This is a genomic window from Paenibacillus cucumis (ex Kampfer et al. 2016) (assembly GCF_019748695.1).
GTDB lineage: Bacteria > Bacillota > Bacilli > Paenibacillales > Paenibacillaceae > Paenibacillus > Paenibacillus polysaccharolyticus.
The window spans coordinates 56,874-76,228 of record NZ_JACLIC010000006.1 but is presented as its reverse complement, the minus strand read 5'-3'; the positions used below and the strand labels follow the sequence as shown (position 1 = coordinate 76,228).

Here is a 19,355-nt window from a genome sequence, read left to right as displayed (position 1 = left end):
AAGTTGAACAATAGCTGGACCTGCTGTTTTTGGCATTACACCTCGCACCCGCACCCGCACCCGCACCCGCACCCGCACCCGCACCCGCACCCGCACCCGCACCCGCACCCGCACCCGCACCCGCACCCGCACCCGTCGCAAAGTATAATTCCTCACGGATACACAGTAAACCCCTCATTTATAGAACTTTGAGCCGACGATTACAGCCAAAAAGACATGCGCTGAGTTTCTAACGATCACAGATGAGGCTATTCTGCCGATTTTAGCCTATCCTCAAATCTAACGATCACAGGAAACGCTATTTTCCCATTTGACCCTCAATTTTGCCCTTTTAGAGGTATTTTTAGAGAAATAGCGTCGCTGGTGATCGTTACATTTTTCAGCCTGCCAAAATCATGCAAATAAGCTCATCTGAGATCGTTAGCGCAATCCTGATGTTTGCACATACGATTCCTCCCTAGATTACTCGCAAAAAAAGACATTCTCAAGTATAGTTTACTGGAGAATGTGCCTTCGATTAAATTTATATTCTGCCTGCATCCTATACGAGCATGTAATGTGTTTAACAGTCGCATGCCAACTGATGACTCACATAAAAAGGACATCCACCAGCACACTGCGCTGGGGAATGTCCTCTAAATTTAATGATTGCAAACCAATAGCAATTTCTATCCTAAATATAGTCCATTACAGTCTATTACAGCCTGTTACGACCTATTAAGTCTGTTACAGCTTAACGATCTGACCTGTTTTCTCGGATTCAAACGCAGCCAGAATGACTTGCAGGGAACGCAAGCCCTCTTCACCCGAGATGGATGGAGGCGTCTTGGTTACGATGGATTCTACGAATGCATCGATCACACCGCTTGGTACTTGTTTTTCATTGGTAGCCATCGCGCCAACTTTGTACGTTTCAACCGTACCGTTGGTCAACTCAACGATGACCTCGTCACCTTCCACTGTACCGATCTTCATTACGCCGTTCTCACACCACAGCACGGTGCTGTTGTCTCCGCCTCTGTATTGTGTCCAACTGGCTACGAGTGTGCCGATTGCGCCGCTCTTCATGCGCAGCAAACATGTCGCATTGTCATCCACATCCGTACCTTCTTTGTGCAGCGTGCTGATGAAACCAGCTACTTCGGATACTTCGTCGTTCAGCAAATAACGGATAAAGTCGGATTTGTGTACGCCAAGGTCACCCATCGCGCCCATAATAGCTTCTTCTTTGCGGAAAAACCAGCTACCTGCTCCATCTAAACTCCAGCCTTCCGGACCCGGGTGACCAAAAGCAGTACGGAAGGTCAGCACTTTGCCCAATCGGCCGGAATCCAAAATTTCTTTTGCTTTCACGTGAGGAGGCATCAGACGTTGGTTGTGACCTACCATCAGATATACCCCGTTTTTCTTAGCCGCCTCAATCATTTGCTCGCCTTCTTCAGTGGAAACCGCCATCGGTTTCTCAACCAGCACATGCTTCCCCGCATTAGCAGCGGCAATCGTCATTGGGGCATGCAGATAGTTCGGTGTGCATACGCTCACCGCTTCCACTGTTGTTTCGTTTGCAAGCAATTCCTCATAACTGGAATATGCTTTACCGCCGTACATTTCAGCCATTTCCTGCGCACGCTCCACTACCGGATCAGCAAATGCGACAAGTTCTACGTTCTCATTGGCAGCGTACTCTGGAATATGTCTGCGCTGAGCGATGGCTCCACAGCCGAATACAGCAACTTTAATTTTACTCATGTACAAAATTCTCCTTTGACAATTAGATTCATGTTTTGCACGGTCAGATGTTACGTTGAGTCGTTTAACTCTTAGAACTGGTTCAGATAGTTTTGTTTCAGCCAGTTGTGGCTGTTCTCAACGCTCTCAAGCGGAGGGTTCTGACATACGTCCTGTTCCACGATCAGCCACTCTACCCCTGCATTTGTTGCGCTTTCAATTACAGCTGGCAGATCCACTTCACCTTGTCCCAGCTCCAGTGTTTTCATCTGCCCCTGCTCGTCTTTGCTGAAATCTTTCAAGTGAAGCAGCGGCAAACGGCCCGCATATTTATTAATATACTCGATTGGATTTTGTCCGGCAAACTGTACCCAACATACGTCCATTTCCACTTGTACCGCTTCTGGAGTCGTTTGAGCGAACATCGCATCAAAAGCATTTGCATCCCCAACTTGGCCATGGAATTCAAAGTCATGGTTGTGGTAACCAAAGATCAAACCTTGTTTTGCGGCTTCTGCTCCGTACTGTTGCAATTCTTCAAACAGCTTTGTCCAGCCTTCTGCATTGTCCGGGCGATCTTCCGGCATCAGATAAGGGCAGATCATATATTGTGCACCAATTGTTTTCAGGTAATCGATTTGTTTTTGCAGGTCTTCGCGCATCGCATGAAGGGACACGTGGCTACTGAAACCTTTTAGACCTAGCTCATCTAGTAGCGCTTTCATTTCCTCTGCTGGAATGTCGCCATATCCGGCAAATTCAACCCCTTCGTATCCAAGGGCGGCCACTTTGCGCAGTGTACCACGAAAATCTGCTGCAGTTTCATCACGAAGTGTAAAAAGTTGCAAACCAATGTTCAATTTTTTCATGACAGATACTCCTCTGCTCTCAAATTTGCTTACATTGCTCTATCTGGTATCATCCTAACGCAAAACAGGCTAAAATGAACATATACAATATAGTCAGAACATGAACTATCTGATCAAATTTTATTTCCATCCTGGATTGTCCCATCATTTCAGCCGTTTAACTGCACTCGGACAGGATGATGAATCGATGATATAACAGGATCGAATGATTGGGGGACGTACATCTGTGGAAACTTTGGACACATCCGTACTGATCTGTGATTACTCCTATCACTACAAGGCATTCACCCATAACATGAAAGGCGAGCTAGCCACCTATCTGTTCCGCTTGCAGACGGAAGGCTCGTGCAAAGTATATGTACAGGAAGAGGAATTCCGTATGACCAGCGGTGATTTGCTTTTATTAAAACCAGGGGACGATTATCGCCTCGTCGTAGATGAACCACACAAGGAAGGGCGTTTGTCGAGTGGGGACTACTATCTCTTCTGTGAAGGCGACTGGATTGAAAAGTGGTGGAAACGCCAGCAACGTCCGACGGTAAGCCGTATTGGTCTGGATGACAAATTGATCAGCCTGTGGCGCAACATGCTACTGGAGAAGCGTCGTGGCCCGCTGGAGGAAAATACGGAGCTGAAAGACGCTCTGCTACGGGGATTATGCCTTTACATTGATCGGGCGATCACGGAAAATATCCAGACCGACCGTGCTGTTTCTTCGGCACTTAAGTTGAAGCGTTTTATCGAAGAACATGCCACGGTTACCTTCAAATTGGAGGAAGCCGCCCGTTATGCCGGACTCAGTCTCTCGCGTGCTGTGCGTTTATTCAAGGAACACTACAATCAGACCATGATCCAATATGCCATAGAGATCCGACTGAATGCAGCATTGGAGCGTATGAAATACAGCGAGATGACACTAGAGCATATTGCCGAGTCCTGCGGTTTTGCCAGCTACTCCTATTTCCACCGGGTGTTTCGGGCGCATTTTGGCGTGTCTCCAGCAGAGTACCAAAAATCAAAGCAACATGAACCGATAGATGATCTGGAGCATGTGTAAAGTGAAACACTTTAATTCCAATCCATTCGGCGATGTATTCTGAATCATTACTTATTACCTTCATTATAAAACTGGATGTACTGGAGTGATCCCATGAACTCGAAACGCAAAGTTCTCATTATCGAGGACGAAAATGACATTTCTCGCATTTTACGCGATTATCTGATAAAAAATGGATATGAGGCCGCCGTTGCTGCCACTGGAGAGGATGGACTTCAGATTATGGAGTTGCTCCAGCCGGACTATATTATTCTCGATATTATGTTGCCAGATCAGGACGGTATCGATGTATGCCGTGAAATTCGCAGGCGGAACAACATTCCCATTCTTATCCTAAGTGCCAGAGGAAGTGATACCGACAAGGTACTGGGGCTTGGATTTGGTGCAGACGACTATATGAGCAAACCTTTCTCCCTGAGCGAGCTGCTCGCCAGAATCAATGCTCACTTCAGAAGATACGACAGTCTGAACACGGTACAGGATCACTCCCATCTGCTACGTTTTGCTAACCTGGAGATTGACAAGAAGGCTTATAAAGTTACCGTAAATGGTAATGAAGTCTCTCTATCGGCAAAAGAATTCCAACTTTTATATTATCTCGCCAGCAACAAAAATCAGGTCTTCTCCAAATCTCAATTACTTGATGCGATCTGGGGCTTCGACGCTTACGGAGATGAAAATACAGTAACGGTGTACATACGCAGACTGCGGGAAAAGATCGAACACGATGCCTCTCATCCAACCCTTCTAAAAACCGTCTGGGGAGTCGGATACAAGTTTAATCATGACTAAGCACGAATGGAGAAGCGTTCATGTCACTACATAACTGGTCTACACGATGGCTGAAATTATCATTAGCAATCCTACTTCTAATTCTGCTGTGTAGCCTTGGCTTATTCCTTCATATGCTCACATCTCCTTCTTCCAGTGAGTCTGCACCGATGATTAATCAGGTGCGCCTGAAGGTTAACCCGATACTGCTTGAATTGGAGCAAAATCATAATCGTCTTGCTAACCCTGTTGTTCAGGAGCAAATCCGCGCCACAGCGAGCAAAGAAAACATTCCTTTTTCCTATGTAGGATTGGATGGTCTAATCATACTTTCCTCTGTACCATCATCCGAAGGCACATTAGTAAACCTTAGATCTGCGTTACATTACAATTTGGCAGATGTGTTACAGATTGCGGACGGTAATGAATTGCTGGATATTGCTTTTCCCGTTATGGGAAGCCCAAAGCCAAATGGCCATCAGGTCGGAAATGTTATTTTCACCGTACCCCAATCTCTTGTATTTGCTCACAAGACGTCTACTGTTCCCATATTCTTGCTGGTTGCAGTAATCATACTTTCCCTTCTGCTCATGTTTCTTCTATACACCATCGTTCGCCGGATCAAAGGACAGATGTTAACCCCGGTCAATCAGCTGAAACATCATGCCGAATCGATTCTTAAAGGCAAATACGACGAGAAAATCCAATATCAACGCACGGACGAAATAGGTGACCTCTACGCTATGCTGGACTTGATGCGGATGGAGCTTATGCATTTGAGTACACAGCGCATGAGGCAGGAAAAGACTCAGAAAGAGCTCATCACCAATATCTCTCATGATCTCAAGACTCCCATTACCACGATAAAGGCATACATAGATGCGATCTCCCAAGGGGTATGCGAAGATGAGGATACTCTCAAAGAATATTTGGATATTATGCAGATCCATACAGACAAAACAGCCCGGCTAGTAGAGGATTTGCTCGTTCACGCCTTACATGAGCTTGGGCAGATCTCGGTTGAGCCACAAGAACGATACAGTCGTTCCGTCTTCGAAAATATGCTGAGACCCATTGCACATATCGTGCAATCCCACGGATTGACCTACGTACAGCCTAGCCCTATCCCTGACGTACTTATTCGGATTGATCCGGTACGCATAGAACAGGTCGTCTCCAATCTGGTATCTAATGCACTTAAACATACTGCTCCCGGTGATTATATCCGCATTCATGCCGAGGTTCACTCGGGACAGTTCAAGCTGACCATCACTGATTCGGGGCGAGGCATACAGGCTCAGGACATGCCGTTTGTATTTGAACGGTATTTTAGAGGTGGCTCTTCCTCTTCCCCCTATTCCACTCCAATTCAGGAAGGAACAGGACTTGGCCTCTCGATCTGCAAAAGCATCATTGAAGCGCATGGAGGGCAGATTCATTTTTCCAGCAAAAATGGTCAAGAAACTCTCTTTCAGTTCAGTCTGTCCTTATGTTGAGGTGACAAATAGCAATGAAGGGATACTGATCATGAATACCTTTTTAACTCTGAGCTGTCCTAGGTTTGTAATACTTTATTTATATTTGGATAAGGGTTTCTCAATATCTTCCCTTTATGATGAACGATATACTGCAACGGGGAGTGAATCTGCTTGAACAAAACATCCATCATTCGTGCCAAAAATTTGTGTAAAACCTACCAGACCGGGAGTGAACAGTACCATGCGATTCGTAACGTTAATCTCGATATCTATGAAGGGGATTTCACTGTGATCATGGGTAATTCCGGTTCAGGCAAATCTACGCTGTTATATTTACTGAGTGGACTGGACCAAGTCACTGCTGGCGAGGTTTATTTTCAAAATCAACGTATTGATACCTATAGCGAACGAGAATTGTCTGCATTCCGCACACGTCGAATCGGGTACATCTATCAAAGCATCAACCTTGTTCCCGACCTTTCTATTCACGAAAACATCGCTCTTCCCGGGTACATCGCCAGAAACAAAAAAAATGAGGTTCAAGCGCGGGCGAAACAACTTATGCGCGACATGGACATCTATGAACAACACAATCGCCTGCCCTCCCAGACCTCCGGGGGTCAGCAACAACGGGCTGCGATTGCCCGTGCACTCATCAATTCACCGGATATCCTGTTCGCTGATGAGCCTACCGGAAGTTTAAACTTCGAACATGGAAGAGCGGTGCTCGACATCCTGACAGATATGAACCGGGAAGGACAGTCCGTCGTGATGGTAACCCATGACATCCAAGCCGCTTGCCGGGCTGATCGTCTGATCTTGATCCAGGATGGTAAAATCGGCGGTATTCTGGAATTCGACAAATATCACGAGCATCAAATTCCGGAGCGGGAGTCCATTGTCTTCGCTTTTGTATCGGGGAAGGAGTAATTTATGGCTGCCATCCTGAAGCTGAGTTTTTCTTATCTCACTCAAAATAAAATCCAAAACCTGTTTATTACCCTGCTTATATTACTTTCCACCCTTCTCGTGTGCACTTCCGTTATCATTTTGGCGAACACAGGTCATCAGTTCAAGGAAATGCATAGCCGAACAAACGGATCGCATCAGATGTTGACATTCGAAAAAGATCTAAATGATCCCCAAACGGTGTATGACTGGTGGGCCGCTCAGAACGGTGTTCAGGTCTCGCCTTTGCTTACTTACCGTACGTTGTCAGGCATGACCTTGGATAATGTGGATATCCCCAACATTTATCTGTATATGATGAACACCCCTCCACCTCCATGGAATGTAGATCAACTCGTATTTGCATCCGGTAAAGAAAGCCCGTCTCCCGCACAAGGAAATGTATGGATTCCTACTTCGATGGCCTACAGTTATAACATTAATGTCGGTGATGTCGTTCAATTCAGAACGGGACCTTCTACGCTAAGTCTCACCGTATCAGCGGTTGTTGTAGATGTTCCTTACGGAGCACCGTTCAGCAATACGGCAAGAATCTGGATGAACCCTGGCGATTATCAACATGATTTCAGCACGCTTGCAGGCAAAGAACATCACATGATGGGCATACATTTTGATGATTACAGTACGAGCCCCAGCTACTGGGACCGCTATACAAGCGAGATGGGTGCTCCATTTCTGGAAACCAAAATGGAATTCGAAAGTATCTCATCCTTCTATCTAATCATCAACCAGATCATCGGTTTCATTATGATATTCTTAGGGACCGTCATGATGATGATTGCCCTCATTACGATTGGCTTCACCATATCCGATGCCATTCTGTCCAACTACAAAACGATAGGTATCCTTAAGTCGCTTGGATTGACCTCCCGAGCAACCATTGCTACCTACGTTATTCAATATGCTCTGTTGTCCATCATCGCCGTTCTTCCCGGGGTGGTACTTAGCGTATTCGTCTCCAAATTCATCATCAACATCTCCGTATCATCCCTGCGGACTGACCAGGGTGATCTTGCAATTGAGGGCATTGGAGCTGCTATTGTTGTAGGGCTGCTGTTACTCGTCTTGGTTATTGCATTTGTCGTGTTATATGCCAAAAAAGCTCGTAAGATCGAGCCTGTTCAGGCCATTCGTTACGGTATGTCAGAGAGCGACAATGTACGCATGGTGCAACGAATGAATTCACCACTAGCACATATCGCTTCATTTGGAAAGCTGCCTGTTTCTTGGGTCATCGGTTTACGTAGTTTGATCAAAAATAGCAAAAGTTCCGTCTTAATGCTCCTTCTGACATCAGTAGCCGCTTCCGTTCTTGTCTTCGGATATGTTGTTCTGACCAGCATCATCGGAATCAATCAGACGGCAGCCCAATGGGGGTATGACAATGCCAACATTGCTGCTGTGGTCGTAGACAAAACGACATTTCCAAAAGCAGCACTTCAACGTGTACTGGAAGAAGATCACCGCATCAAAAATGTGGGCTGGCAGGGAAACCTTACCGGCGTAATTCCCTCCGAAGTTTTGGAAAACCATACAACCCGTCCATCGATCAGTCTTTATTTGGGTGTATTGGACGGGAGCTATAAGGACTCCGGATTCGAGACGTTAAGAGGAAATAACCCTGAACGCGAGAATGAAATTTCAATCGGAGTCAGTGTGGCCAAGATGTTAAACAAGGATTTGGGAGACCTTATCGATCTTTACGTTGAAGGAGAGAAGCGCACATTCATCATTTCGGGTATCTATCAAGCAATCGCAAACATGTCGGTATCCGGGAGAATCACCGTTCAGGCGGTTAAGAACGTAAATCCAAGTTACAGTGATGTAGATGTTGCCTTTATTAATGTCACCGACCCATCACAAGCAGGGGCAATTGCAGCCCAACTGAATGAGCGGTTCAGAGACTCTGCTTCCATCGTCACGCAAAAAACGCTGCTGGATTCCGTTTTTGCAGAAGCGGCAAACATTCTTATATATCCAATGGCTCTGATTGGTCTACTGTTCATCACCGTTACCTTTATGATCATCTTCAGTACCTGCCGGATCAGTATTCGCAAAGAAAACAAGACGTATGGCATCTACAAATCAATAGGTATGACATCCAGTAGTATTCGTTCATCTCTCACGTTTGGTGTCGCATCGTTATCCCTGATAGGTTCAATGTTTGGCATTATTGCGGGCGTCTATCTTCTTCCCCGGTTACTTGAACAAGTTCTCTCAGGATATGGAATCGTACACCTTCCCTTGGTTCTGAATGGATGGGGCATTCTGCTATTCGCCTGTTTGAGTATATTGGCAGCGACGATTGGATGCTGGCTGGCATCTCAGGAAATTCGCAAGGCATCACCACGTATGTTAGTTATTGAATAACCTAAAAGGAACCTAAAAGAGCCCTTACCTATTTAGAAAAAGGTACGGGCTCTTGGAGATTATATAAGTTTTTTATGTTTATATACATTTTTATGTTCTTATTCAGGTTTGTTCTATAAAAAATTCGGGCTACTAACTACGCCACTTCTTCGCCAGCTCGCTAATCTGATGTGGTGTTGTGCGGCAGCATCCGCCAATAATCTGCGCACCAGCAGCAACCCATTGTTCCGATGCATCCTTCATGCTGCCACAAGAGCCTTGCCCGCTCCATGTTTTGGTCTCGGCATCGTAAATCTCGCCTGAATTCGGGTACACGATGATCGGTTTATCGCAGGCTTGGCGCAGGATACCAATGGCTTCTGTGACCACTTCCATTGGAGCGCAATTCAGGCCGATTGCCGCAATCTGCCGTTCAGAGCCAAATGTCTGTGCGCATACCTCAAGCGATGTTCCCTCGCTGATGCTTGTCCCATCTTTTAATGAAAAAGAAAGCCACGCATAAGCCTCTGGAAACTCCTTAAGCAATTCTACAAGAACACGAGCCTCCTGCAACGAAGGAATCGTCTCGAAGGCCAGAATGTCAGCTCCTGCTTCAATTAGCGCAGCCATGCGAGGTCGGTGAAATGCAGCCAGTGTCTCATCTGATACACCGTAATGTCCCACATATTCCGAACCATCTGCCAGATAGGCACCGTATGGGCCGACAGAGCCAGCAACGACAGGTCGCGGACGACGCAACTTCTCGCCACTAGTGTGTTCACCAGTACGATATTCACTCTGCTCGTTCCCCACGTTCTCGGCTCGTCCCGAAGAAATGTCAACAAGCTGTCCTGTTGAACCTTCAGCTACTGTGGCTCCCTGCACTTCTGCCCACACATCATCTCTGGCCTTCGCCGCCAGCTCTACTGTTTTGCGAATCAGATCCAGGGCAGCCTCTTCTCCAATGCCACGCTTGCGGAAGCCCTCCACTGTTGCCTGATAACTGGAGGTTATTGCACAATCTGCCCCTGCTCGGAAATAATCAGCATGCACGTTCACGATAACATCCGGGTTCTCCAGCAACACACGTGCAGACCAGAGCGGGTCATCCAGATCACAGCCATGCTGTTCCAGTTCCGTCGCCAGTGCTCCATCCAGAATCATAATTCGATACTCGTCCAGAATACGTTGAACCACATTTATATCATTCGTTTGCTCACGTTGAGTCATGAAGTCAGCCCTCTTTTCTTCTTCGTACGATCCGTCCAATAATACACGATATAACACAAAATAATGAATGGAATACCACAGTATAAAGCAATCCGCTGTGTTGGGTCAAAAGCGATACCTATGCAGGATGCGAGGCACAATACAAATGAAACGATAGGCACAAATGGATACAGCGGCGTTCGGTAAACCAGGTCTTTCACGTCATGTCCTTCCCGCAGATACTGTCTACGGAACATGTATTGAGACACGCTGATGCTCATCCAGACAACTACCACAGCAAGACCCGAGATGGATACAAGTGTAATATAGACCGTCCCGGGTGCAATGATGCTGGACAATAAAGCCAGTGCTCCACCAGCCATGCTGAGCACAAGCGCATTGAAAGGTACTCCGCGTTTCGTCAGGCGCGCAAACCATGGAGAGATCGTCTTTTTATCCGCCAATGACCAGAGCATCCGTGATGAAGCATATAACCCCGAATTCGCTGCCGATAGAATCGCCGTTAAAATAACAAAGTTCATGATGTCGGCGGCATATGGAACACCGATCCGCTCCATGACAGCAACGAACGGACTCTCCAGCACGCTCGCATCTGACATCGGCAACAAAGCAGACAGAATAACGATCGTGCCAATAAAGAAAATAATCAAACGCCACAGCGTGGTGTGAATGGCCTTCGGAATGGTTTTTTCCGGATTTTCCGTTTCGCCTGCGGCAATACCAATCAGTTCCGTACCCGAAAAGGCAAAATTGACCGCCAGCATCGTCATCAGAATCGCAGTTGCCCCGTATGGGAACCACCCAGACGCTGTAATGTTGGAAAAGAACGGAGCCGGTTCAGCATTTGCCATCGGAATAATACCAAACATGGCAGCACCACCAAGAATAATAAAGATGACAATCGTCATCACTTTCACCAAGGAGAACCAAAATTCTGATTCGGCAAAAAGTTTTACCGTGAACGCATTAAACAGGAAGATCATCACGGCAAACAACGCACTCCAGATCCAGACGTTCACAGACGGAAACCAGCGTTGCATAAGCAGTCCTGCGGCTGTAAATTCTGATCCGAGCGCTACGGTCCAAGTAAGCCAGTACAGCCAGGCCACCGTGTATCCTGTCGCTGGTCCAATGTATTTAGCCGCATAACTATGGAATGCACCCGTCTCCGGCATATGCACAGACAGTTCGCCAAGACAGAGCATCACCAGGTACACCACCAAAGCACCGATCAAATAGGACAAAATCGTACCGAGCGGTCCGGCTTGTTGAATGGTATACCCTGAGCTAAGGAACAGTCCTGTTCCTATGACGCCACCAAGAGAGAGCATAACTACATGCCTCGTTTGCATTTTTCGCTGAAATTGGCCTTTATCGTTACTATTCTCCATATAACCTGCTCCCTGCTTCTTCATCCAGAACAAACAAAAAAGACCCACTCTTTCCTGAAGAGTGCGCCGTAACTGACAAATAAAAACAAACGCTCCTATCTATCAGGCTTTCACCCGCTGGAATTAGCACAGTATCCTTCAGATCTGTTGCTGAGGTTTCTAAGGGCCAGTCCCTCCACCTCTCTGGATAAGAAAATGATTTTGTATAACTATATCGACTGCTGCCTGATGTGTCAACATTTAAATAAACACGATAACCGACCCAAGCAGAGCTTTCCATATTCTTGTGCTGAAATTAACACATAAAGTTTTTGCGAACGGGAGTATAGAGCTACTCTGTAGAGGAACCCGGATTTATAATACTCGTTTTAATCTCATAGGTAATAGGTACTGTCGCAAACACTTCATCCCAGTTATCTTTTACCTTTTTCCACGTTTTTGGATAATGGATGCGAATGCTGTCCCGAAAACCGGCAACGTCAGCTTTATACGTATGCTGGAGTTTATAGAGCATTTGATCGATCTGTTGATCTACGATTTTGGCAAAATCCTTCTCCAGTTCCTTCAGATAGGCTCCCTTCTCTTCTTTTTCAGGGGAACGCCAATCCTCCATTAGCCAGCCTTCGGACTCTGCCTTGACGTGAAATGAGATGTCCCCTCGAACTACCTTCGGAATGATTTTTGTGGTCTTTTTCTTAATTTCATAGAGGACAGTGAAGCCTTCTTTACTGTATGTTTTAATGACCCCGCCCGCCTTTTCCTTGGGCTTAATCCAAGATAATGCTTCCAGGTCGGTTTGGCTAAGCTCCCCGATATATTTCGTTGTCTTCGCTTTAAAGATGCTGCCTCCTGAAAATTTATCCTCGCCATCTGCATTCAACACATTTTGAAGCAAAAAGCTGGATCCAGACTGCATCTCCGCATCCAGTTTGGCTAGCGAAACCGGCTCCAGTATCTTATTGGAGATGTACGAATTATTTGTGATACCCGTAAGATAAAAGGCTGGAATCCGGGAAGGATCTCTCGAAGTGAGTACATCCAGCGCACGGTGATGGCTAATCAGCACAAGGCAATTGGGGCGAATATCGTTATCCCGCAGCACAAAATCAAGCAACTGTTGTAGTCCATACTTTTTAGCAATATCTTTGGAAATCACGATAACTTTCAGATGATGTCCAATGAGCGGACGATCTCGGCGTAAGGAAAACTGACGAAATATTTGAAGCAACGAATCCCCGGTAAGTTGTTCATTGGAGTAGGATGATTTTCCAGAAGAAGGTGACCCTCCCTCATCGCTCTGCTGACCACTCGATTTCCCTGGAGCAATCTGAACGGTTGCGGTGACATTATCTTCTTTGGGATAGCCCCCTCCCTGGGCTGCTATTTTTTTCTCAAACTCGGTTTCCTTGCCAACATCAATGCCGAGACCAACATACAGGCTCAAATCCTCAATTTCCCGGCTGCTCCAGCACCCGGAGATCAGACCGAGAATCAGTAACGCAGAGATGATACGCATCCACCGGATTGGAATCATGCATGCTTACCTCCCTTTTTTCGAATAATGCTCAGCAGTAACAATACCAAAGGCATGATGGCAAACAAAACGACAGATGCATTGCCCAGCATGTCACCTAGTGCAAATGTTTCATATACATTTTTGGGAACCATGGCTGCCAAATAGATAAACGGTAGAAGACAGTACATAATGGTCCGCATCTTTTTAGCTTTAAACAGATCACGAATCCCCACAGAAGCGCAATAATGGGTGATGGCAAATGTAGAAAAAATCTGCAAAATCCAGATGACCAGCAATAATGATTCGAAGCGCTCAAAGATCAAACCCTGAATCTCAAAACTTCGAACCAGATCCAGCGTTGGCCAGGTTCTCGTTTTAATTCCATCGAGCGATAAACTGCCAACGACCATAACGACCGTGATCAAATAAATCGATGTAGATATGCCCAGCCCCCAAGTCATGGCCTTATTGCTTTTCTTCGGATTTTGCATATATGCCGTAATGACCAGCATCACTTCATAACCTGTATATGAGAGCAAGGAAGGTTTCAACCCTTTAACAACAGGCATGATGCCCTCTCCAAGTACAGGTCTGAGATTACCGATCTCGAACAACTGATTACTAAGCAAAATTTCCATCACAAATATGACCAAGGTAATCGGCAAAATGATCTCAAACACACGCACGATGACTGGAAGTCCGCCAGAGATCAGATAGATTCCAATCCACATAAACACCATCACAATGGCCCAAGTAGGGGTACGTTCGAGCAGATACATTCCGGTAACGTCAGCCATCACCCGAATTTCGAAGGCGGCAATCACCATAAAATAAAGAATGTTCGCAAAGCCCAGTATGTAAGCAATCGGGCGCCCCGTAATTTCCCGAGTGAATTGGAAAACGGTCTTTTCCGGGAAACGTCGGCATAAGGTCACCAGAATGATTCCCACACCCGTGATAATCAGCCCGGAGAGGAGGATAGAAATCCATACGTCAGGTGTTCCGACAGCTTTGCTGGTTGTCCTAGGCAGTGTCAATATGCCTGCACCAAGCATATAATTGACGATAATGACCACGGCTTGTGTCGTGCTTATTTTTACTTGGGAGTCATTCACTTCTTAGCACCTCCAGACCATCTGTGGATTGTACGAAACTGGACTGCACAGAACTGCTTTGCACGAAAATCCACTTCAAACTTCATTATTTCTTCCGATCATCATCGGTCGGATTCATCATGGCAGGGCGTCTTCTCATCATGTTAAGCGGAGCGCGGATGACAAAATCCTTCCAATCACTCAAATGATACGGAACCGCTGGCGCGATGTAAGGCACTCCGAAGCTGGATAGTCGAGCCAGATGTGTGCACATCAGCAAGAAGAACATGACCACACCATACAATCCCATCACCGCGGCACTAAACATGGCGGCAAAACGGAGCAAACGGAGCGTCAATCCCGCACTATACACTGGAATGGTGAAGGACGAAATCGCTGTGACCGCTACAACAATAACTAGAAATTGGCTTATAATACCTGCCTGTACTGCTGCCTGACCGATGATCAGACCACCAACGATTCCCATTGCAGGTCCAATAGGTTTGGGCAAACGAATCCCGGCCTCTCTTAGAATCTCAATGGACAGCTCCATAATTAAAGCCTCGATAATGGAAGGAAAGGGTACGCCCGAACGGGTTTCAATAATCGTTAATACCAGTTTCGTTGGAATCAGACCTGGATGGAACGAAATGAAAGAGATATAAAGCGCCGGAGCAAGCAAGGCTAACATAGCCGCCATAAACCGTAGGATTCGAAGGAACGTACTTGGAATCCAGCGTTCATAGTAGTCCTCTGGAGATTGGAGCAGCATGCTGAACGTAACTGGCACAACCAGAACAAATGGAGTTCCGTCCAGCAAGATAGCTACACGCCCTTCTAGTAAAGCACCGATGACGCGGTCAGGTCTTTCCGTGTTCAGAATCTGCTGGAAAGGACTCAAGGCATCATCTTCAATCAGTTGTTCTACATAACCGGACTCCAGCATCATGTCCATATCAATACTTTTCACCCGTTTCATAACCTCGGTTACGAGTTTAGGGTCGGCAATATCCTGAATATAAGCAATAGCCAAGTCTTTTTTGATCCGGCTGCCCACTTCAAGCTTTTCGATAAACAAACTCTGATCGCTTCCATAACGTCGTAAAATGCCCGTGTTATCACTAAGCTCCTCTGTAAAACCGATACGGGGTCCGCGTAGCAGACCTTCCGATAAAGGTTCATCCACCCCGCGCGTCTTTAATCTGGACGTTCCGATCAACATGGCTCCCGGCATGCCATCCACTAGCAAGGCATTTTTGCCCGTTAATACACTTTTTGCAAGCTTCTGTAGAGACTCTGTCTCCTGAGCCTCGCTGACGGGAAGAATTTGAGTTTTCAGATACGTGGACAGGAAGTCTGCTTGTTCAGGATGAAGGAAGCTTTCCTGTTTGAGTTCAGGTATTCCCTTAATCATCAAAGGTTCAATTAAATATTGGTCGATCAGATCTGTATCCGTAAGCCCTTCGGTATACATGATCGCCGCTCTCGTGTTCGTTCCTCGAATGGTGAACTCTCGAATATGTACATCTGCATTTTTGCCAAACGTCTCTCGAACCGTTATCAGATCTGTCGTGTATATTCCGGTTAACTTAATGTTGGCATAGTGCCCCGTTTCTGTGCCTGGCCCGATGCCCGCTTCCGCTGGTGAAATATCTTTCGGGGAAAGAGTCATTTTATTTTTGCGAGAGAAGCTGCCCCGCTTGATTGCCGTATGGAACCAGTTGGTCGTGAAATATATCATAATCGGTACAATAAACACCATGAGTGCCTGTGCCCAGATGGTCCATTTCGGTACATAAGATAAGATCGTTGACCACACCCTCCATCCATCCTCCCTTCTCTGTAAAATCAAACCACAGGTATTCCCGGCTTATTGTGTCCTGTTTACCCATAAAAATTCCGTGATTTTGGCAGGATATGCAATAGAACACTTTCTTGCCTGATGGTTAACGACCACTTTGATTTGCGAGGAATATGATCCAAACAGCAAAAAAACGACCCTGCCATGAGCACAGAATCGTTCTGGAATTCATACCGTATTTATTTTTCGCTTACACAATTCGGGTTACATGCTGTGCCTTATCATCCAGTAAAGTGGCCGCGGCCGCGATCGTTTTGAAATCATTTAACGCAATCTCAATTCTTTCGTGACTCTGTTGCACGTAGTCCTCTACCTTTTTCGTACCATTGGTAATATTGGTAATCTCTTTGGTGATGCCTGTTACACTGTCTCGAATCTCATTAATTGAATTCTCCACCATGGCTGACAGCTTGCGCACTTCTTTCGCCACAATATCGAATCCTCGGCCGAACTCTCCTGCATGTGCAGCCTCAATCGCTGCATTGAGCGCGAGTAATTGTGTCTGAGAAGAGATTTCCCGAATCGTTCGCACCACGCCTTGAATGGAGCCAGCCTGTTCTTGCAGATGGGTTAGCGTAGATTGGTTAGCTGCAGATACTTCCGAGATGTAAGAAACGCTGGACATTAATTCATGGCTTCGGCCAATCCCTGCCCCTGCCTGCTCATTCAGCTCTTGAGATAGCGTCTTCAATTCCTGAACAACGGCTGTAATGTTATTTTGGCGATTCGTAATATCCGTAGCCATCTTGCAAACGCCAAGCACCTTCTGATTCGACGCATCAAACACGGGCATGTATGTAGCTTCGAGCCATACCGATTGGCCTTTGGCATCCATACGCTCAATCTTGTCCTGAAAGCTGTTCCCGGCCAAAATACTTCTCCAGAACTCCTCATATGCCGGACTATCTGTAAATGTTGCAAAGCATAGTTGCCGATGTTGCATTCCATACATCTCTTCCTTGGTATACCCCATTCTTGAAGCAAATACATCATTCACGTATGTAACCCTACGGTTTAAGTCGAAGCGAATAATCGCCAAACTTTTCTCCATCGCCTTGACCACTAAATCGTCCGTCACCTGATCTTGCCGCCCCGTCTCCAATAAAGACATCCAAATCCCCCACAATCCGTCCCATAGTCAATAAAGTGTTGCATTTAATTACTTCATGCCGTTCATGACAGATGTATTCATGCGATGCGTTGACTCCTAGTAATGATACCCGAATTCGGGACTTTTGGATCACTAATTTGCACGAATCCCAAAAAATATTTTTTTGTGTACATACAACCTTCATACTCTGGGTCATAATTCACGATCTGTGGGAACATAAAGCAACATAAAAAGCAAGTTATGGATAATCATAACTTGCTTTTTTCTGGAAACTTTATTCTATATAAGTTGACCTAAAAACTTAGAAATCATGTACCGTTACACATAACTGAATGACAACACCAAACGGATCACGGACAATCCCGTAGCCGGGACTAAATTCATTCCTTGCATAAGGCACAAGCACCTTCACCCCTTCATGTTGCGTCAACGCCTCGTATAGTCCATCCATTTGGCCTTGATCCTGAGATTGAATGCACAGCGATGTACTGTTTCCCAGTTCCCAAGGTCTCTCCGTATCCATCGCTTCCTCCGCAATCATGATTTTGTTCGCTCCGATCTCCAGCACCGAATGGGTGATGTACTCATCCTGACCGTCAGGATACGTGAAATCGGGACTCATCTGCTTCATTTCTTTGTAGCTTTTTCGGAATAACACTTTTGCACCCAATGTTTTTTCGTAAAATGTAACTGCTTCTGCCGCCTCTCCGTTCATCGAGAGAAAGGGGATAACTTCAACATTCATGTGGCTTGCCTCCTTCATTTGTCTGTCTTACACTTATTACTATAACGACTAAAGGTGCCAATAGATGGCACCATTGAGAAGAGGAGATGCGAACAAATGAAAAAGACTGAACGTCTACACCATATGCTTCGCTTTATTAATCATAAACAGCACTTCACGCTGCCTGACTTAATGCAAGAGTTTCAAATATCCAAACGAACCGCATTACGAGATATTGCGTCTCTGGAAGAGATGGGTGCGCCCATCTATGTGGAGTACGGACGTTATGGCGGTTACCGTCTACTTCAGCAGATGCAACTGCCTCCGATCTCTTTTAATACAGATGAGCTCTATGCCTTGTATTTCGCTATGCAGGCTCTTCGCAGCTTCACCAGTTTGCCTTTTCGAACCACATTTGAATCTGTTCATAAGAAATTTATGGCAGCATTATCAGACAGACAGCAAGAAAACATTCATAACATTCAACAGCGTGTTGCTTTTAAACATACCGAACAGATCAAAGACAGTGATCATCTGGAGCTTCTATTAAATGCCGCAGTACAGCAGATCGTTATTCAAATTACGTATCATGACAAAAACAGGAGTGCGGCGGAGCAGAGTAAAGTCACAGTTTCTATTGAGAACAAAGAGCCTACGAAAGAGAATCTGGAAGATTACCATGATCAGTCAGAAGCAGTTTCCAAAACAAAAACCAGCACCCGTATTATACAGCCCATTGCGCTATATTCCATTAAAGGGTACTGGTATTGCCAGTCATACGATCTGAAGAAAAAAGCGTACCGTGTATTTCGCTGTGATCGAATCATTTCGGCTGTATTAACGCATATCGAACCTGTCTCACACCTTGCTGAAATACAAAGTGAACATCTCCAATCCCTATGGAAACCTTCCGAACAAGCTATTTCGTTTCAATGCAGGATCAGTGAGGCGGGCATGGAGCAATTTCAGCAAAACCACTATCCCTCCATGCGCCTTGAAGAACAAGACGGATTCTATCTGCTCGTCGGAACCTATGAACCTCATGAACTGGAGTTCATTGTGAGCTACCTTGCAGGGTACGGTACTTCCATTAAGATTGTTGAGCCTGAGATGTTGAAGGAATCGTTGAGACAATACTATTTAAATTTGTTGGAGTGTATTTGATGCTAATAAAAAATACCCGGTAGAGTGCATACCGAGAAAAAAT

The 19,355-nt window shown here is 45.8% G+C and carries 15 protein-coding genes and 1 riboswitch; of the genes, 6 read left to right on the top strand and 9 right to left on the bottom strand.

The features are described 5' to 3' along the window. Positions 1-726: 726 nt before the first annotated feature. Positions 727-1,749 (bottom strand): Gfo/Idh/MocA family protein, encoded by a 1,023-nt coding sequence (locus H7T88_RS02935; protein WP_090924332.1) that lies wholly within the window; start codon positions 1,747-1,749, stop codon positions 727-729. A 71-nt stretch (positions 1,750-1,820) separates the two neighbouring features. Then, the gene (locus H7T88_RS02930; RefSeq protein WP_145334688.1) at positions 1,821-2,597 is read right to left on the bottom strand and encodes a sugar phosphate isomerase/epimerase family protein; all 777 of its coding nucleotides are present in this window, start codon (positions 2,595-2,597) and stop codon (positions 1,821-1,823) included. Positions 2,598-2,832: 235 nt separating this feature from the next. On the opposite strand from H7T88_RS02930, the gene H7T88_RS02925 reads away from it, so the two are divergent. The 5 genes from H7T88_RS02925 to H7T88_RS02905 all read left to right on the top strand — a co-directional run bounded on the left by H7T88_RS02925 (position 2,833) and on the right by H7T88_RS02905 (position 9,242). Continuing rightward, positions 2,833-3,654: a helix-turn-helix domain-containing protein gene (locus tag H7T88_RS02925; protein ID WP_090924364.1), complete on the top strand. Its 822-nt coding sequence runs from the start codon at positions 2,833-2,835 to the stop codon at positions 3,652-3,654. A 93-nt stretch (positions 3,655-3,747) separates the two neighbouring features. After that, positions 3,748-4,446: a response regulator transcription factor gene (locus H7T88_RS02920; protein ID WP_221786794.1), complete on the top strand. Its 699-nt coding sequence runs from the start codon at positions 3,748-3,750 to the stop codon at positions 4,444-4,446. 20 nt (positions 4,447-4,466) lie between these two features. Then, positions 4,467-5,921, top strand: coding sequence for a sensor histidine kinase (locus H7T88_RS02915; protein ID WP_221786792.1), 1,455 nt, complete (start codon positions 4,467-4,469; stop codon positions 5,919-5,921). A 153-nt stretch (positions 5,922-6,074) separates the two neighbouring features. Beyond that, entirely contained in the window at positions 6,075-6,833 is a 759-nt protein-coding gene (locus H7T88_RS02910; protein ID WP_221786790.1) for an ABC transporter ATP-binding protein, read from the top strand. Between the two features lie 3 nt (positions 6,834-6,836). Beyond that, entirely contained in the window at positions 6,837-9,242 is a 2,406-nt protein-coding gene (locus H7T88_RS02905; protein WP_221786789.1) for an ABC transporter permease, read from the top strand. Positions 9,243-9,374: 132 nt separating this feature from the next. Here H7T88_RS02905 and mmuM read toward each other — a convergent pair whose 3' ends face one another. The 7 genes from mmuM to H7T88_RS02870 form a co-directional block, all read right to left on the bottom strand. Next, positions 9,375-10,451, bottom strand: coding sequence for a homocysteine S-methyltransferase (gene mmuM, locus H7T88_RS02900; protein WP_221786787.1), 1,077 nt, complete (start codon positions 10,449-10,451; stop codon positions 9,375-9,377). Next, on the bottom strand, positions 10,448-11,842 hold the full coding sequence (gene mmuP, locus H7T88_RS02895) for an S-methylmethionine permease (protein WP_221786798.1): 1,395 nt from the start codon (positions 11,840-11,842) through the stop codon (positions 10,448-10,450). The genes mmuM and mmuP overlap by 4 nt, the downstream gene beginning before the upstream one ends. 92 nt (positions 11,843-11,934) lie before the next feature. Beyond that, a riboswitch (SAM riboswitch) is annotated at positions 11,935-12,036 on the bottom strand. A 137-nt stretch (positions 12,037-12,173) separates the two neighbouring features. Beyond that, positions 12,174-13,376: a Ger(x)C family spore germination protein gene (locus H7T88_RS02890; protein ID WP_221786785.1), complete on the bottom strand. Its 1,203-nt coding sequence runs from the start codon at positions 13,374-13,376 to the stop codon at positions 12,174-12,176. Next, positions 13,373-14,473 (bottom strand): GerAB/ArcD/ProY family transporter, encoded by a 1,101-nt coding sequence (locus H7T88_RS02885; protein ID WP_221786783.1) that lies wholly within the window; start codon positions 14,471-14,473, stop codon positions 13,373-13,375. Before H7T88_RS02885 ends, H7T88_RS02890 begins: the two co-directional genes overlap by 4 nt. An 85-nt stretch (positions 14,474-14,558) precedes the next feature. Continuing rightward, complete coding sequence (locus H7T88_RS02880; RefSeq protein ID WP_221786781.1) at positions 14,559-16,271, bottom strand: spore germination protein; 1,713 nt, start codon at positions 16,269-16,271, stop codon at positions 14,559-14,561. Between the two features lie 232 nt (positions 16,272-16,503). Then, positions 16,504-17,424, bottom strand: coding sequence for a methyl-accepting chemotaxis protein (locus tag H7T88_RS02875; RefSeq protein ID WP_221786779.1), 921 nt, complete (start codon positions 17,422-17,424; stop codon positions 16,504-16,506). Positions 17,425-17,725: 301 nt separating this feature from the next. Beyond that, positions 17,726-18,169 carry a VOC family protein gene (locus H7T88_RS02870; protein ID WP_221786777.1) on the bottom strand — a complete coding sequence of 148 codons (444 nt, stop codon included), beginning with the start codon at positions 18,167-18,169 and terminating at the stop codon, positions 17,726-17,728. 96 nt (positions 18,170-18,265) lie between these two features. On the opposite strand from H7T88_RS02870, the gene H7T88_RS02865 reads away from it, so the two are divergent. Next, positions 18,266-19,312: a helix-turn-helix transcriptional regulator gene (locus H7T88_RS02865; protein ID WP_221786776.1), complete on the top strand. Its 1,047-nt coding sequence runs from the start codon at positions 18,266-18,268 to the stop codon at positions 19,310-19,312. Positions 19,313-19,355: the final 43 nt, after the last annotated feature.

Coding starts and splice junctions, on each gene's coding strand:
- mmuM (WP_221786787.1), bottom strand. CDS start 10,451: ATGACTCAACGTGAGCAAACGAATGATATAAATGTGGTTCAACGTATT.
- H7T88_RS02935 (WP_090924332.1), bottom strand. CDS start 1,749: ATGAGTAAAATTAAAGTTGCTGTATTCGGCTGTGGAGCCATCGCTCAG.
- mmuP (WP_221786798.1), bottom strand. CDS start 11,842: ATGGAGAATAGTAACGATAAAGGCCAATTTCAGCGAAAAATGCAAACG.
- H7T88_RS02905 (WP_221786789.1), top strand. CDS start 6,837: ATGGCTGCCATCCTGAAGCTGAGTTTTTCTTATCTCACTCAAAATAAA.
- H7T88_RS02920 (WP_221786794.1), top strand. CDS start 3,748: ATGAACTCGAAACGCAAAGTTCTCATTATCGAGGACGAAAATGACATT.
- H7T88_RS02875 (WP_221786779.1), bottom strand. CDS start 17,424: ATGTCTTTATTGGAGACGGGGCGGCAAGATCAGGTGACGGACGATTTA.
- H7T88_RS02870 (WP_221786777.1), bottom strand. CDS start 18,169: ATGAATGTTGAAGTTATCCCCTTTCTCTCGATGAACGGAGAGGCGGCA.
- H7T88_RS02865 (WP_221786776.1), top strand. CDS start 18,266: ATGAAAAAGACTGAACGTCTACACCATATGCTTCGCTTTATTAATCAT.
- H7T88_RS02890 (WP_221786785.1), bottom strand. CDS start 13,376: ATGATTCCAATCCGGTGGATGCGTATCATCTCTGCGTTACTGATTCTC.
- H7T88_RS02915 (WP_221786792.1), top strand. CDS start 4,467: ATGTCACTACATAACTGGTCTACACGATGGCTGAAATTATCATTAGCA.
- H7T88_RS02930 (WP_145334688.1), bottom strand. CDS start 2,597: ATGAAAAAATTGAACATTGGTTTGCAACTTTTTACACTTCGTGATGAA.